At 66.5% G+C, this 15,528-nt stretch carries 14 protein-coding genes; all 14 read left to right on the forward strand.

Features of this window, described 5'->3' with window-relative positions:
• Position 1: 1 nt before the first annotated feature.
• The 14 genes from murD to IEW02_RS09795 all read left to right on the forward strand — a co-directional run bounded on the left by murD (position 2) and on the right by IEW02_RS09795 (position 15,525).
• A complete protein-coding gene (murD, locus tag IEW02_RS09730; protein WP_188544597.1) occupies positions 2–1,447 on the forward strand; it encodes a UDP-N-acetylmuramoyl-L-alanine--D-glutamate ligase in 1,446 nt (481 codons plus the stop codon).
• A complete protein-coding gene (ftsW, locus tag IEW02_RS09735; RefSeq protein ID WP_188544598.1) occupies positions 1,444–2,949 on the forward strand; it encodes a putative lipid II flippase FtsW in 1,506 nt (501 codons plus the stop codon). The genes murD and ftsW overlap by 4 nt, the downstream gene beginning before the upstream one ends.
• Positions 2,946–4,088 carry an undecaprenyldiphospho-muramoylpentapeptide beta-N-acetylglucosaminyltransferase gene (murG, locus tag IEW02_RS09740; RefSeq protein WP_188544599.1) on the forward strand — a complete coding sequence of 381 codons (1,143 nt, stop codon included), beginning with the start codon at positions 2,946–2,948 and terminating at the stop codon, positions 4,086–4,088. Before ftsW ends, murG begins: the two co-directional genes overlap by 4 nt.
• Positions 4,085–5,563 carry a UDP-N-acetylmuramate--L-alanine ligase gene (gene murC, locus IEW02_RS09745; RefSeq protein WP_188544600.1) on the forward strand — a complete coding sequence of 493 codons (1,479 nt, stop codon included), beginning with the start codon at positions 4,085–4,087 and terminating at the stop codon, positions 5,561–5,563. The genes murG and murC overlap by 4 nt, the downstream gene beginning before the upstream one ends.
• Complete coding sequence (locus tag IEW02_RS09750) at positions 5,560–6,324, forward strand: cell division protein FtsQ/DivIB (protein ID WP_371829928.1); 765 nt, start codon at positions 5,560–5,562, stop codon at positions 6,322–6,324. The genes murC and IEW02_RS09750 overlap by 4 nt, the downstream gene beginning before the upstream one ends.
• A gap of 179 nt (positions 6,325–6,503) precedes the next feature.
• Positions 6,504–7,685, forward strand: coding sequence for a cell division protein FtsZ (ftsZ, locus tag IEW02_RS09755; protein ID WP_188544601.1), 1,182 nt, complete (start codon positions 6,504–6,506; stop codon positions 7,683–7,685).
• On the forward strand, positions 7,682–8,416 hold the full coding sequence (pgeF, locus tag IEW02_RS09760; protein WP_188544602.1) for a peptidoglycan editing factor PgeF: 735 nt from the start codon (positions 7,682–7,684) through the stop codon (positions 8,414–8,416). The genes ftsZ and pgeF overlap by 4 nt, the downstream gene beginning before the upstream one ends.
• Complete coding sequence (locus tag IEW02_RS09765; RefSeq protein ID WP_188544603.1) at positions 8,413–9,150, forward strand: YggS family pyridoxal phosphate-dependent enzyme; 738 nt, start codon at positions 8,413–8,415, stop codon at positions 9,148–9,150. The genes pgeF and IEW02_RS09765 overlap by 4 nt, the downstream gene beginning before the upstream one ends.
• A 70-nt stretch (positions 9,151–9,220) precedes the next feature.
• Entirely contained in the window at positions 9,221–9,862 is a 642-nt protein-coding gene (locus IEW02_RS09770) for a cell division protein SepF (RefSeq protein ID WP_188544604.1), read from the forward strand.
• 47 nt (positions 9,863–9,909) lie between these two features.
• Entirely contained in the window at positions 9,910–10,194 is a 285-nt protein-coding gene (locus IEW02_RS09775) for a YggT family protein (RefSeq protein WP_188544605.1), read from the forward strand.
• A gap of 166 nt (positions 10,195–10,360) precedes the next feature.
• Positions 10,361–11,221: a DivIVA-like cell division protein Wag31 gene (gene wag31, locus IEW02_RS09780; protein ID WP_188544606.1), complete on the forward strand. Its 861-nt coding sequence runs from the start codon at positions 10,361–10,363 to the stop codon at positions 11,219–11,221.
• Positions 11,222–11,252: 31 nt separating this feature from the next.
• Positions 11,253–11,441 carry a hypothetical protein gene (locus IEW02_RS09785; RefSeq protein WP_188544607.1) on the forward strand — a complete coding sequence of 63 codons (189 nt, stop codon included), beginning with the start codon at positions 11,253–11,255 and terminating at the stop codon, positions 11,439–11,441.
• A 227-nt stretch (positions 11,442–11,668) separates the two neighbouring features.
• A complete protein-coding gene (ileS, locus tag IEW02_RS09790; protein WP_188544608.1) occupies positions 11,669–14,896 on the forward strand; it encodes an isoleucine--tRNA ligase in 3,228 nt (1,075 codons plus the stop codon).
• Entirely contained in the window at positions 14,893–15,525 is a 633-nt protein-coding gene (locus IEW02_RS09795) for a peptide deformylase (RefSeq protein ID WP_188544609.1), read from the forward strand. Before ileS ends, IEW02_RS09795 begins: the two co-directional genes overlap by 4 nt.
• The last annotated feature ends 3 nt before the right edge of the window (positions 15,526–15,528 follow it).

Genomic DNA, 15,528 nt, shown 5'->3' on the forward strand with positions numbered 1-15,528 from the left:
CATGGTGCTCGAATCACTCGCCGGTAAGCGGGTTCTGGTGACCGGTGGCCGGGTGACCGGACGCGCCGTGGTGCCGGTCCTACTCGACCTCGGTGCCCGGGTGACCGTCGCCGACTCCGATTCCGGTGAGTTGGAGCGGTGCGCTGCCCTGGGCGCCGAGACGGTCGTGATCTCGGAGCTCGACGCCGCCGCGGTGTCCGAATTCGCTCTTGTGGTCACCAGCCCCGGTTTTCGACCCGATGCATCGCCGCTGGACGCCGCAGCCGCTGCCGGTGTGCCGATCTGGGGCGACGTGGAACTGGCATGGAGAGTGGACCGGGCCGGTGTCTACGGCCCGCCGCGCACCTGGGCGGTCGTCACCGGAACCAACGGGAAGACCACCACCACGTCGATGCTGGAGTTGATCCTGCGGGCGGACGGCCGACGCGCGGTCGCGTGCGGAAACATCGGGGTTCCCGTGGCCGACGCCCTGAGAAATGTCGAGCAGGCCGACGTCCTGGCCATCGAGTTGTCTTCGTTCCAGCTGTTCTGGGCGCCGTCGGTGCGGCCCGACGCCGGAGTCGTCGTGAACATCGCAGAAGATCACCTCGATTGGCACGGCAGCATGGATGCATACGTCGAGGCCAAGCTTCGTGCCGTTTCCGGTCGTATCGGTGTCGTCGGTCTCGACGATCCCATCGCAGGCACGTTGCTCCCGCGGGCGAGTGCCGAGAAAACGTTCGGGTTCACCGCAGAGACCTCGGGGCCGGGCCGGATCGGGGTGGAAGCAGGTCACCTCGTCGACCGAGTCTTCGCCGACGGCGAGTTGTTGGCCGATGTCGCGGACATCGAACCGTCCGGGCCGGCAGGTCTGCAGGACGCTCTGGCAGCGGCAAGTGTGGCGAGGGCTGTGGGCGTCTCCGCGGGTGCCGTCGCCGACGGACTTCGCGGCTTTCGCGTGGGCCCGCACCGCGCCGCGGTTGTTCGCGAACTCGGGGGAGTGGTGTTCGTCGACGATTCGAAGGCCACCAACCCGCACGCCGCCCGGTCGTCGATCCTCGCTCACGACCGCGTCGTGTGGCTGGCGGGGGGCTTGCTCAAGGGAGCGGTAGTCGACGACCTGGTTCGCGACGTCGCATCGCGCTTGATCGCCGCAGTCGTGTTCGGCCGGGACGCGGACCAGATTGCCGGGGCTCTGGCGCGACACGCACCCGATGTTCCCGTGGTTCGGGTCCTGTCAGGGGACGATGCTGATGTGGTCGATGATACTGATGTGACTGACGGTGACGAAGTGATGAGAAGGGTCGTTCGGGAGGCAGCGTCCCGCGCGCTCCCGGGGTCCGCCGTGCTCCTGGCGCCCTCCACCGCGTCGTTCGATCAGTTCCGTGACTACGGCCATCGAGGCGACAGCTTCGCAGCCGCAGCGCTCGCGTTGACCGCGGGCGACCTGGCCGGACACACGCGATGAGCCGGGTCGGCGCCCCTCCCCAGTACAGCGGCCACCAAGAGGCACCGTCCGGTCCACCACAACGCAGATCGGTCGGTGCCGTGCGCCTGCGCATGGACGCCTGGACCAACCGCCCACTGGCGTCGTTCCATCTCGTCGTCACGGTGGCGGCTCTTCTCACCACACTCGGTCTCGTGATGGTCCTCTCGGCATCGTCCGTCGAGGCCATCTCCAGTGACGGGTCCGCCTACAGTCTCTTCACACAGCAGCTCATCGGTGTCGGTCTGGGCCTGATCGCGTTCTGCCTCGTACTGCGCGTGCCCGTGCGGCTGCTGCGCAAGCTGTCGTTCCCGCTGTTCCTTCTCTCCATCGTCATGCTCGTCCTGGTGCTCATCCCCGGAATCGGTTCCGAGGCACAGGGAGCGCGTCGGTGGTTCGTGCTCGGATCGGTGTCCTTTCAGCCGTCCGAATTCGCCAAGGTGACCCTGGCCATGTGGGGAGCGCACCTTCTCGCCTCGCGCCGCAGCGAGGGCGCGCCTCTGAAAGCAATTCTGATTCCGCTGGTTCCGGCCGCACTGCTCATGTGTGGCCTGGTCGTACTGCAGCCCAACCTGTCCACCGCTATCGCTCTGGGCATCATTCTCGTTGCGCTGCTGTGGTTCTCCGGTGTGGATGCCCGACTCTTCGCGGGTATCTTCGGCGGCGGTATGGCCGTGGCGACCACGCTGGCCTTCACTGCCGGCTACCGATCGGACCGCGTCAAGGCGTTCCTCAACCCCGGCGACGACCCCCAGGGACTCGGCTACCAGTCGCAGCAGGCCAAATACTCCCTCGCCGACGGCGGCCTGTTCGGACGCGGTCTCGGTCAGTCTCGCGCCAAGTGGAACTATCTTCCCAACGCGCACAACGACTTCATCTTCGCCATCATCGGCGAGGAACTCGGTTTGATCGGATGCTTGGTCATCCTGGGTCTGCTGGGACTGTTCGTCTACACCGGCATCCGCATCGCCATGCGATCGGCAGATCCGTTCCTGCGCTTGCTCACTGCCGCGTCGACGACGTGGGTGTTCGGTCAGGCCGTGATCAACATCGGCTACGTGATCGGCTTGCTCCCGGTCACCGGCCTGCAGTTACCGCTCGTGTCCTACGGCGGCTCGTCGACGGCGATCACGTTGATGATGTTCGGCATCATCGCCAATGCGGCTCGACACGAGCCCGAAGCCATCGCCGCGCTGGCCGCGGGGCGAGACGGAAAGTTCGGGCGCCTGCTCAAACTTCCCATGCCCGAACCCTATTCGGCCACGCGAGCGGCGGTGGCACGAGCACGTTCCACCCGTAAGCCGGTACCACCCGTGAAACCGATGACGGCACGCACGGCACAGAAGGCGCAGAGGGCACAGAAGGCCGTCGGGTCCGCGCCTCGCCGCGCCGAACCCGGCCGACGCGGCGAACCGCGAAGTACCGAACAGCGACGTACCGAACCGCGCCGCACCGAGACACACGAACGGAGACCGCGCAGGTGAGTTCCACTCCGAGAACACTCTCGGTGATCGTCGCCGGCGGAGGCACGGCGGGACACATCGAACCGGCCCTCGCGGTCGCCGATGCGCTGCGCGAACTCGATCCGACCGTCCGCATCACCGCTCTCGGTACCGAGCGGGGGCTCGAAACGACTCTGGTCCCTGCGCGCGGCTACGAACTTGCGCTGGTTCCGCCGGTTCCGTTGCCGCGCAAGCTCACCGGGTCACTGTTCAAGCTGCCGGCGCGCGTGATGTCGTCCGTACGCGCGACCCGCCGCGTCATCGATCGAACCGACGCCGATGTGATCGTCGGATTCGGCGGATACGTGTCGGTGTCGGCCTACCTCGCAGCCGGACGTGGCCCGCTGCGACGGTCACGCAAAGTGCCGGTCGTGGTGCACGAAGCCAACGCGAGCGCGGGCATCGCCAACAAGGTCGGTGCCCGCATCGCGGCCCGAGTTCTCGCGGCTCGAGCCGGGTCGGGTGTCACCGGACGGGGCCGGCCCGACGCCGAGATCGTGGGAATTCCCGTACGTCCGACCATCACCGATCTCGATCGCCCCGCGTTGCGCGCCGAAGCCCGTGCTCATTTCGGCCTGCCCGCTCAGGGGCCCGTGCTGTTGGTGACCGGCGGATCACAGGGAGCGCGCTCGCTGAACGACGCGGTGTCGGGCGCCGCGTCTGCTCTGGCCGCGGCCGGAGTATCGGTTCTGCACGCACACGGGCCGAAGAACACGGTGACCGTCGAACACACCGATCCGCGCGCGCCGTACGTGGCTGTGCCGTATCTGACCAGGATGGATCTCGCGTACGCCGCCGCCGACGCCACCGTCTGCCGATCCGGCGCCATGACCGTCGCCGAAGTGTCTGCGGTGGGATTGCCCGCGTTCTACGTACCCTTGCCCCATGGCAACGGAGAGCAGGAGTTGAACGCGCGATCGGTCGTTGCCGCCGGCGGCGGTGTTCTCGTCACCGACGCGAACTTGACGACGTCGTTCGTCGCGACCGAAGTCGTCGACCTTTTGACCGATGCGCCTCGGATCGCCGCCATGAGTGCGGCGGCGGCGGGTGCCGGTCACAAGGGCGCGGCCACGCAGGTCGCGCGGATCGTCCTGGATGTCGCGCGGGGACCGCGCCCATGAACGATGCTCCTCTGCCTCCCGAACTTCAGCGGGTACACATGGTGGGAATCGGTGGTGCCGGCATGTCGGGCATCGCCCGGATATTGCTCGCACGTGGCGGCCAGGTCTCCGGGTCCGACGCCAAGGAGAGCCGCGGTGTCGTCGCGCTCCGAGCCCGCGGTGCCCAGATTCGAATCGGGCACGACGCGAGCGCTCTCGACATGTTGCCTGCGGGTCCGACTGCGGTGGTCACGACGCACGCCGCCATCCCGAAGACCAATCCCGAACTGGTGGAAGCCAACCGGCGAGGAATTCCGGTTCTGCTGCGGCCGGCCGTTCTCGCCTCGTTGATGACGGGATACCGCACTCTGCTCGTGTCCGGTACGCACGGCAAGACGTCGACCACGTCCATGCTCGTGGTGGCGTTGCAACACTGCGGATTCGATCCGTCGTTCGCAGTCGGCGGTGAGCTGAACGAGGCTGGAACCAATTCGCACCACGGAAGCGGCGACGTCTTCGTGGCGGAGGCGGACGAGAGCGACGGATCGTTGCTGCAGTACGACCCGGATCTCGTCGTCGTGACCAACATCGAGGCCGATCACCTCGACTACTTCGGCAGCGTCGAGGCCTATGTCGACGTGTTCGACCGCTTCGCCGCGCGCTTGAGCGACGGAGGTGTGCTGCTCGTGTGCCTGGACGATCCGGGTTCACGCGAATTCGCACTCCGAGCGGCCTCCGCGTTGCCCGCCGTCCGCGTACTGGGGTACGGCAGCGAGCCCCCCGCCGCCGACTCGGGCGTCGAGTTCGCCGTGCAATTCCTCGGCTGGGAGCCCAAGGACGTCGGCGGCGTCGTCGAGTTCCACCTGGCGGGGGAGGAGCGTGCGCGCACCGTGCGCCTCGCTGTCCCTGGGAAACACATGGCACTGAACGCGTTGGCCGCTCTCGTAGCGGCGACCGAGTCCGGCGCCGCCGTCGACGAGGTCCTCGAAGGGCTCGCCGGCTTCGGTGGCGTGCACCGCCGCTTCCAGTTGCGCGGCCGCGAGCGCGGAGTCCGCGTCTTCGACGACTACGCCCACCATCCCACCGAGGTGCGCGCCGTCCTCGGCGCGGCAGCCGAACTCGTAGCCACCGCCGGGTCTCCCGGTGATCCGGCCGGCCGTGTGGTGGTCGTCTTTCAACCCCACCTGTATTCGCGGACCGAGATGTTCGGAACCGAGTTCGCCGGCGCGCTCGACCTCGCCGACGAAGTCGTGGTTCTCGACGTGTACGGCGCTCGTGAGGAACCGGTACCCGGTGTGACCGGCGCGCTCGTGGCGCGGGCCGTCACCAAACCTGTTCACTACCAACCGGATCTGTCCCTGGTGCCCCGCCAGGTTGCCGCTCTGTGCCAGGCCGGCGACATCGTCGTCACGATGGGCGCGGGAGACGTCACCATGCTGGGGTCGCAGATTCTCGACGCGCTGCGGGCGACCACCGCGAACCGAGACCGGTCGTGAGTTCGCGAGGATCGACCAGAACGCGCCCGGCTGCGACGCCGCGACGCGTCCCGCCCGACCGCTCGCGGGCCCGGCGCACACCGGCCCGGCCGCCTCGCCGGGTACGGCGCCGCACCTGGATCATCGGTGTGATCGTGGTCGCGCTGCTGGGTGTCCTCGGGGGCGTCGGATACTTCGGTCCCGTCCTGGCGGTGAAGGCGATCGACGTCGAGGGCAACCTGGCGGTCGACACGCAGCAGATAGTCTCCACGCTCGATGTTCCCGTGGGACAACCGCTCCCACGCGTGGACACGGACGGTGCAGCAACGCGGGTGGCGGCCATTCCCAAGGTCGCGTCGGTACGTGTCCAGCGGGTGTACCCGTCTACCGTGCGAGTCACGGTCGAGGAACGGGTTCCCGTGGTGTTCTTCGACGCGCCGGACGGGACGCACCTCATGGACGCGGCGGGGGTGGACTTCGCCGTGGAACCGCCGCCGCCGGGTGTCGTGCAACTGGTGGTCGCGTCGCCCTCGTTCGGCAATCTCGAAACACGCGCCGCGCTCGCCGTTCTCACGTCGCTGTCCGAGTCGCTGCGGATTCAGGTCGCCCGCATCGACGCGCCGAGCATCTCGGCCGTGTCGCTGACATTGCTGGACGGTCGCGTGGTGGTGTGGGGGAGCAGCGACGATTCCGAACACAAAGCAGCCGTTGCACTTCCGCTGCTGACGCAGCCGGGCCAGACGTACGACGTGTCGAGCCCCGATCTACCCACCACGCGCTGAGTCGATCAACTTTCTCCTCGTGTGTCGGCGCGCCTAATCGACCGTCCGCGCGAGTGTCTCTACGGTTTTGACAGTCGAGCACTTGACATAACTATGAACCTATGGTTCAGGTTGAGGGTTTGGCACATCTCACAGACCGCACAGTTCGAAGCAGAAATAACCACGGAAGGCGAGAGCCCATGACGCCCCCGCACAACTACCTCGCCGTAATCAAGGTCGTCGGCATCGGCGGCGGCGGCGTCAACGCGGTCAACCGCATGATCGAACAAGGACTCAAGGGAGTCGAGTTCATCGCGGTCAACACCGACGCGCAGGCGCTGCTCATGTCCGACGCGGACGTCAAGCTCGACGTCGGCCGCGAGCTCACCCGTGGGCTGGGCGCCGGCGCCGACCCCGAGGTCGGCCGCAAGGCTGCCGAAGACCACAAGGACGAGATCGAAGAGGTGCTCAAGGGCGCCGACATGGTCTTCGTCACCGCAGGCGAGGGTGGCGGCACCGGTACCGGTGGAGCGCCCGTCGTCGCGAGTATCGCGCGCAAGCTCGGGGCGCTCACCGTCGGCGTCGTCACGCGCCCGTTCTCCTTCGAGGGCAAGCGTCGCGGCGGCCAGGCCGACGTGGGCATTCAGGGGCTTCGCGAGTCGTGCGACACCCTCATCGTCATTCCGAACGACCGTCTCCTGCAGCTGGGCGACGCCGCCGTCAGCCTGATGGACGCGTTCCGGAGCGCGGACGAAGTTCTCCTCAACGGCGTTCAGGGCATCACCGACCTGATCACCACACCCGGTCTGATCAACGTCGACTTCGCCGACGTCAAGGGCGTCATGTCCGGCGCCGGAAGCGCGTTGATGGGAATCGGATCCTCACGTGGTGAGGGTCGCGCCATCAAGGCCGCCGAGTCGGCCATCAACTCCCCACTCCTCGAGGCTTCGATGGAAGGCGCACGCGGAGTCCTCCTGTCGATCGCCGGTGGATCCGATCTCGGACTGTTCGAGATCAACGAAGCGGCATCGCTCGTGCAGGAAGCTGCGCACATCGATGCGAACATCATCTTCGGCACCGTCATCGACGATTCGCTCGGAGACGAGGTGCGCGTGACCGTCATCGCTGCCGGATTCGACAGCGGCGCGCCCGCCCGTCGACCCGTGGAGTCCGCCGGAACGCACGCTCGGGCACAGGTGGGCAACGGACGCGCGGGGGAGCTCTCCTCGGACGATTCCGGACCTGCGGTCTTCCGCGACACCTCGCCGTCGGCTCCCAGCAGCCTTCCGCCGCTCGGCAATCCGGGCAACGGACGCCGCGTTCCGATTGCGGACGACGAGGGCGAAGACGACGTCGACGTGCCCTCCTTCATGCGACGGTGACCGACTCGCCCGCTTCCCCCTTCCGGGTGCGGAGAGTTGTCACGTCTCGTGCAGGTGGGGTCTCGGAGCCTCCCTACGACACCTTCAACCTGGGCGACCACGTCGGGGACGACCCTGCAGCGGTCGCGTCCAATCGGGCTCGGCTGGCGCGTGAGATCGGTCTGACCCCTGACCGGCTGGTGTGGATGGACCAGATCCACTCTCGGACGGTGCAGGTGGTCACCGGGCCGGTCGAGGAGCCCCTCGACGCCACCGACGCGGTCGTCACCACGCAACGTGATCTTGCGCTGGTCGTGCTCACGGCGGACTGCGTCCCGCTTCTTCTGTCCGACGAACGCGCGGGCGTGATCGCTGCGGTGCACGCAGGGCGCGTCGGAGCCAGGATCGGCATCGTTCCGCGGGTACTCGAGGCCATGGTGAGCGTCGGTGCGTCCGTTGGCGACATCGGCGCGTTCCTCGGGCCCGCAGCGAGCGGTGATTACTACGAGGTGCCTGCGTCGATGCGTGCCGACGTCGAGAAGCACCTTCCCGGAAGCGCCACCAAGACCAAGAAGGGGACACCCGGCCTCGACATCAGAGCCGGTGTGCGCCAACAGCTTCTGGCTGCCGGTATCTCGGGTGTCGCGCAGGATCCCCGTGACACGATGGCCGACCGCACTCTGTACAGCCACCGCCGCGCCGCGCCGACAGGCAGACTGGCGAGCGTGATCTGGATGGATACCTCCCGATGAGTGAGGGTGATGCGAACGGCGGCAACAGGCGGGCCGACATCGAGAATGCGTTGACCGCCGTACGTGACCGCCTCACCGCGGCATGCGTTGCCGCAGATCGTGATCCCGGCGAGGTCACGCTTCTCCCCGTCACCAAGTTCTTCCCTGCGTCCGATATCGAGATCCTGCGGGAACTCGGATGCAGCGAGTTCGGAGAGTCCCGCGAGCAGGACGCGACGAGCAAGGTGGTCGAGCTCGGATCGGACGGTATCCGCTGGCACATGATCGGCCACCTGCAGCGCAACAAGGCCAAGAACGTTGCCGCTTGGGCGTATTCGATCCATTCGGTGGACAGTGCCCGCTTGATCACCGCCCTGGACAAGGCTGTTCGCGGTGCACTCGACGACGGCGACCGAGCTGCGCCCCTCGACGTGCTACTGCAGGTGAGTCTGGACGGCGACGTTCATCGCGGCGGTGCGCCGCGAGAAGAGTTGGCGGAGTTGGCAGATCGTGTCGCCGAATCGACCGCACTGCGATTCGCCGGGGTGATGGCGGTGCCGCCGATCGAGTCCGATGCCGATGCGGCGTTTGCCGACCTGGCCGCGATTCACGAGAACCTGCTGCGTGTCCATCCCGAGGCATTGCAGCGGTCCGCGGGTATGACCGGGGATCTGGAAGAAGCTGTGCGACACGGTTCCACGTGTGTGCGTGTCGGTACCGCGATCCTGGGCCCCCGGCCGATAACCTCGCCATGACAGCGACGAACAACACCAGTCACATCCGTACCGTTTTCGCCGTACGCCCCACGCCCCGGAGGTTCGACCGATGAGCACGATGCACAAGTTCAAGGCTTACTTCGGCATGGTCCCGCTCGACGACTACGAAGACGACTACCTCGACGAGACGGACGCTCCGCGGCCTTCGCGAGGTCGGGGCGGCTACGAGCTCGACGATCGTGACGACGACCGTGACGCCTACAACGACCGTGAGCACTACCCGGAGCCGGCGTACGCCGGAGCGGCTCCCCGGCACAGCACTCGTGTCGCACCGCTGACAGCGCGCGGTGGTGGTCGACCCGGTGGCGGTGCGACCCGCCCGTCCACTCGCGGTGCACTCGCCATGGACACGCGATCCGAGCTCCGCAATCCGGAACCGCGCCGCGCCGTGGTGCCGGACGACGGCGGCGCAGTCGCGACCATCACCACCCTCCGCCCCCGCGACTACAGCGAGGCACGCACGATCGGCGAGCGTTTCCGAGACGGAACCCCCGTCATCATGGATCTGGTGGAGATGAGTAACGCCGATGCGAAGCGCCTCGTCGATTTCGCCGCGGGTCTGGCCTTCGCGCTGCGGGGTTCGTTCGACAAGGTTGCCACGAAGGTGTTTCTCCTCTCACCCGCAGACGTCGACGTCTCTGCCGAAGAGCGTCGTCGCATTGCCGAGACGGGCTTCTACAACCAGCAGTAGGGCACTATGGACACAGACCTTGTCGTCCGTACTCGCAGAGTGAAGGTGTGTCCTTGTTCGCGGTCATTTATTTCGCTCTCTTCGTTTTCTGGCTTCTGCTGATCGGCCGGATCATCGTCGAATTCATTCGCTCGTTCGCGAGGGATTGGCATCCGTCCGGCGTGATGGTCGTCCTGCTCGAGGCGATTTTCACAGTGACGGATCCGCCGGTGAAGCTGCTTCGCCGGATCATTCCGCCGCTGAATCTGGGCGGCGTTCGGCTGGATTTGTCGATCATGGTTCTGCTGTTCGTCGTCTTCATTCTGATGCGCGTCGTCCAGGGCGTCGGCTGACGCGTTCTCCCAGGGAATTGTCCTCCCGCACCGATCCGGCAGCGACCTGCGAGTCTGGTGTGACAGAATGGACTACAGTTATGGCTCGTTGGGGAACTTTCCCAGTCTGTGCGATATAACTGAATGCTTGCTCGACTGCTCACAAGACGCGTGAAGGGACCCTTCCATGCCGCTGACTCCCGCTGATGTGCACAACGTCGCGTTCAGCAAGCCGCCCATCGGTAAGCGCGGTTACAACGAAGACGAGGTCGATGCTTTCCTCGACCTGGTCGAACAAGAGCTGTCGCGGCTGATCGAGGACAACGCTGATCTGCGTCAGCGTGTCGGCGAGCTCGATCAGGAGCTGGCCGACGCCAAGAGTTCGGCGCGCTCGGGTGGGTCTTCTCCCGTCCAGCAACCGCCGGCTCCCGCGCCGGAACCGGTCCGTCCGGTTGTGGAAGCTCCCAAACCAGCGCCCGTCGTAGCGCCGGCGCCGGTCGCCGCTGCACCGTCCGGCGGCGGATCGGGAGATTCGAACCTGCAGGCAGCCAAGATCCTCGGGCTGGCGCAGGAGATGGCCGACCGCCTCACCAACGATGCGAAGAGCGAATCCGAGCAGCTGCTCGGTAGCGCGCGCACCAACTCCGAGCGGATGGTGGGCGATGCCCGCAGCCGCGCGGACGCGATGGTCTCCGAGGCCCGCCAGAAGGCGGAGGCACTTCTCGCCGACGCCCAGACGCGATCCGAGACGCAGTTGCGCCAGGCCAAGGAGAAGGCCGACGCACTCGAGAACGACGCGGAGCGCAAGCACACCGAGATCATGGCCACCATCAACCAGCAGCGTTCGGTTCTCGAAGAGCGCATCGAGCGTCTCAAGACGTTCGAGCGTGAGTACCGGGTTCGCCTCAAGTCCTACCTCGAGTCGCAGCTGCAGGAACTGGACCAGCGTTCGTCCGCTCTGCCGGTCGACAACGGTCAGGACAACTTCGGCAAGGACAACGGTTCGTCCAACGCGTACGGCCAGTCCTACGCCAAGGGCAACAACTGACTCGTCGCCACACGGATGAGGCGACTGTGACGTGCTGATCTTGACGCTCGTCCTCGCCGGAGTGGGCTTCGGTCTGCTGGTTGCCGCCATCACCACGGGTTCCGTCCTGTGGGCGTGGGGATGCATCGGAATCTGTGTCATCGGCGCGATCGTGTTGTTGGTCGGTGCGTTGTCCGGCCGTCGCAGGTTGCCCGCGGACGAGTACGATGACATCGCTTAGGTTTGCTGCGTAGATCCGGCCATCACCGGGGAGCATTTCGGAAGAACGGCTGCGTGGGCAGCTCATTAGAACCGAGCGGCTGAGGTCCGTCATCACCTCGTTGTCGAGTGGATTGCCTGCGGTGAACGATAGCCGCGAGCGGTCAAGCGGGGTGGTACCGCGGCTCCGGCGCAGACGCGCCCGATGTCGTCCCCGTGCCCAGTACCTTCACGGCACAGGAGTACCTCGTGACAGACAGCTATCCGCTCGTCGACTACGGCACCACGCGTGGCAATTCCGGGGGTGTCGATTTCCCCGCGTTGGAGGGTCAGGTCCTGAAGACCTGGGACGACGACGGAACCTTCCGCGCCAGCGTCGATGCGCGCGCCGACGCCGACGAGTACGTCTTCTACGACGGCCCGCCCTTCGCCAACGGTCTGCCCCACTACGGGCACCTTCTCACCGGCTACGTGAAGGACCTGATCCCGCGGTTCCAGACGATGCGGGGCAAGAAGGTCGAACGCCGCTTCGGCTGGGATTGTCACGGTCTGCCGGCCGAGCTCGAGGCCGAGAAGCAGCTCGGTATCACCGACAAGTCGCAGATCGACTCGATGGGTCTCGCGGAGTTCAACGCCTACTGCAAACAGTCCGTGTTGCGGTACACCGGGGAGTGGCGTGACTACGTCACCCGCCAAGCTCGCTGGGTCGACTTCGACAACGATTACAAGACGCTCGATCTCGACTTCATGGAGTCGGTCATGTGGGCGTTCAAGGAGCTGTGGGACAAGGGCCTGGTCTACCAGGGCTTTCGGGTTCTGCCGTACAGCTGGTACGAACAGACCCCGCTGTCGAACCAGGAAACCCGCCTCGACGACGCGTACAAGATGCGTCAGGACCCTGCCGTCACCGTCCGGATGACGCTGTCCGCGCCGGGTTCACCGCTCGACGGTGCCGATGCCCTGATCTGGACCACCACGCCGTGGACCATCCCGTCCAACCTGGCCATGGCAGTGCGTCCCGACATCGACTATGTCCAACTCGAGGACGGTGAGGGTGGACGCGTCGTGCTCGCCCGCGATCGCGTGTCGCACTACGCCCGCGAACTCGGGGACGAACCGACCGTGGTCTCCGAGCACACCGGCACCGACCTCGTCGGCCTGCAATACACGCCGCCGTTCGACTTCTTCCTCGGACACCCGAACGCCCACCGGGTCCTGTCCGCCGATTACGTCACCACCGATTCCGGTACCGGAATCGTCCACCTCGCACCGGCTTTCGGTGAGGAGGACATGGACGTGGCAACCGCGAACGGAATCGACGTGGTGCAGCCGCTCGACGCCGGCGGCAAGTTCACCTCGATGGTGCCGCCGTACGAGGGTCTGATGATCTTCGACGCCAATCCGGTGATCACGAAGGACCTCAAGGCCATCGGCAAGCTGTTCAGGCAGGAGACCATCGAGCACTCCTACCCGCACAGCTGGCGCAGCGGCCAGCCGCTGATCTACATGGCGGTGCCGTCGTGGTTCGTGGCGGTGACCTCGTTCCGCGACCGCATGGTGGAGCTGAACAAGTCGATCACCTGGGTGCCCGAACACATCCGCGACGGTCAGTTCGGCAAGTGGCTCGAAGGCGCTCGCGACTGGAATATCAGCCGAAACCGCTACTGGGGCAGCCCGATTCCGGTGTGGGTGTCCGACGACCCCGCCTACCCCCGTACCGACGTGTACGGCAGCCTCGACGAGCTCGAGGCCGACTTCGGGGTGCGGCCGACAGATCTGCACCGGCCGTTCATCGACGATCTCACCCGTCCCAACCCGGACGACCCGACGGGTAAGTCCGTCATGCGTCGAGTGCCCGAGGTGCTCGACTGCTGGTTCGAGTCGGGGTCCATGCCGTTCGCTCAGGTGCATTACCCGTTCGAGTCCAAGGACTGGTTCGACGGGGCGAGCGAAGCGACGGGGAATCTCGACGGGGCGAGCGAAGCGACGGGGAATCTCGACGGCAACGCTGCGGACCCGGCGCACAATCCGGGCGACTTCATCGTCGAGTACAACGGGCAGACCCGTGGGTGGTTCTATACCCTGCACGTCCTCGCCACTGCCTTGTTCGACCGTCCTGCGTTCAAGACCGTTGCGGCGCACGGCATCGTCCTCGGCGAGGACGGTCTCAAGATGAGCAAGTCCAAGGGCAACTACCCGGACGTCAACGAGGTGTTCGACCGCGACGGTTCCGACGCGATGCGGTGGTTCCTGATGGCGTCGCCCATCCTGCGCGGCGGGAACCTCGTCGTCACCGAGCAGGGCATCCGGGAGGGTGTGCGGCAGGCGTTGCTTCCGCTGTGGAACGCGTGGAGCTTCCTTCAGCTGTACGCGTCGAAACCCGGTGTGTGGCGCACCGACTCACCGAACGTCCTCGACCGTTACATCCTCGCGAAGCTCGCCGCGACCACCGAGGCGGTCACCGAGGACCTGGAGAAGGTCGACATCGCCGGTGCGTGCGACGAGGTGCGCCTGTTCTGCGATGCACTCACCAACTGGTACGTGCGCCGCTCACGTCAGCGTTTCTGGGACGAGAACAGCGATGCGATCGACACGCTGCACACCGTCCTCGAGGTCCTGACTCGCGTTGCGGCGCCGCTGCTTCCGCTCGTCACGGAGGTGGTGTGGCGCGGTCTGACCGGTGGTCGGTCCGTGCACCTGGCCGACTGGCCGGCGCCCGGCGATCTCCCCGCGGATCCCGAGCTGGTGTCGTCGATGGACGAGGTCCGCGCAGTATGCGGTGCGGCTCTGAGCCTCCGCAAGGCAAAGAACCTTCGGGTGCGACTTCCGTTGCAGGAGTTGACCGTTGCCGCCGAGGGCGCCGAGCGCCTGCGACCCTTCGTCGGACTGATCGAGGACGAGGTGAACGTCAGGCGGGTCGATCTGGACGAGAACGTGGACGTCCACGGTCGTTTCGAACTGGTCGTCAATGCCCGAGCCGCGGGACCTCGTCTGGGCAAAGCCGTCCAGACCGTCATCAAGGCGGTCAAGGCCGGCGACTGGACCGAGACCGACGGAGTGGTCACTGTGCATCCGGGTCGTTCCGCGGGCTCCGCTCCCGACGCCGCGGGAGTAGACCTCCTGCCGGAGGAGTACACCCGCAAACTCGTTGCCGCCGAACCGGAGTCGACGGCTGCCCTTCCCGGAAACGGGGGCCTGGTCGTCCTCGACTCCGAGGTCACCGAGGAACTCGAAGCCGAGGGCTGGGCCAAGGACCGTATTCGTGAGTTCCAGGACGCACGACGGTCGGCAGGCCTGGATGTCTCGGACCGTATCCGCGTGATCGTCGAGGTGCCCGAGGAACGGCGCGCCTGGTTCGACACCCACCAGGACCTGATCGCCGGGGAGATCCTCGCCACCGCACTGTCCGTCGGCGAGGTCGCCGCGGGCGGAGTCGATCTCGGTGACGGCGTCCGGGCGAGCATCACGAAGGCATGACCGAACGCGACATCGCGACGATCGTCGACGCCGTGCTGGCGTCGGCGGTCGGCGACGTGGTTCCCATCGTCACCGCAGGTGACCCGGTCCTGCGAACGCGGGCCACCGAGTACGACTTCACGCTGCCGCAGGCGACCTTCGGCCGGCTGCTGACGGTCATGCGCGCGACCATGTACGACGCGCCCGGAGTCGGGCTCGCGGCACCGCAGGTGGGAATACCGTTGCAGGTGGCCGTGATCGAGGATCTCTACGACGTGGACGCTGGTGTCGCCGAGGTTCGCGAACGCACGCCGCAACCCTTCCGCGTCCTGGTGAATCCCACGTACGAGGGCATCGACGGATCGCGATCGTTCTACGAAGGGTGCCTGAGTATGCCTGGGTATCAGGCGGTGGTGCGGCGTCACGCCGGCGTACGTCTGCGGTGCCGGGACGAGTCCGGCGCCGAGGTGGACGAACGGTTCGACGGGTGGCCGGCCCGCATCGTGCAGCACGAAACCGACCATCTCGCAGGCACTCTGTACATCGACCGCGCCGAGATCAGGTCGCTCGCCGAGAACGCGACCTACGCTCGCCGCTGGGCCGATCCGTCCCCCGCGAGCGCAGCAGACGCGCTCGGTTTCTCGCTCTGACAC

The sequence above is a fragment of the Rhodococcoides trifolii genome (genome assembly GCF_014635345.1).
GTDB lineage: Bacteria > Actinomycetota > Actinomycetes > Mycobacteriales > Mycobacteriaceae > Rhodococcoides > Rhodococcoides trifolii.

Bases quoted from the DNA above. Each gene is read 5' to 3' on its own strand.
- murD (WP_188544597.1), top strand. From the start codon at position 2: ATGGTGCTCGAATCACTCGCCGGTAAGCGGGTTCTGGTGACCGGTGGC.
- ftsW (WP_188544598.1), top strand. From the start codon at position 1,444: ATGAGCCGGGTCGGCGCCCCTCCCCAGTACAGCGGCCACCAAGAGGCA.
- murC (WP_188544600.1), top strand. From the start codon at position 4,085: ATGAACGATGCTCCTCTGCCTCCCGAACTTCAGCGGGTACACATGGTG.
- ftsZ (WP_188544601.1), top strand. From the start codon at position 6,504: ATGACGCCCCCGCACAACTACCTCGCCGTAATCAAGGTCGTCGGCATC.
- IEW02_RS09765 (WP_188544603.1), top strand. From the start codon at position 8,413: ATGAGTGAGGGTGATGCGAACGGCGGCAACAGGCGGGCCGACATCGAG.
- IEW02_RS09770 (WP_188544604.1), top strand. From the start codon at position 9,221: ATGAGCACGATGCACAAGTTCAAGGCTTACTTCGGCATGGTCCCGCTC.
- wag31 (WP_188544606.1), top strand. From the start codon at position 10,361: ATGCCGCTGACTCCCGCTGATGTGCACAACGTCGCGTTCAGCAAGCCG.
- IEW02_RS09795 (WP_188544609.1), top strand. From the start codon at position 14,893: ATGACCGAACGCGACATCGCGACGATCGTCGACGCCGTGCTGGCGTCG.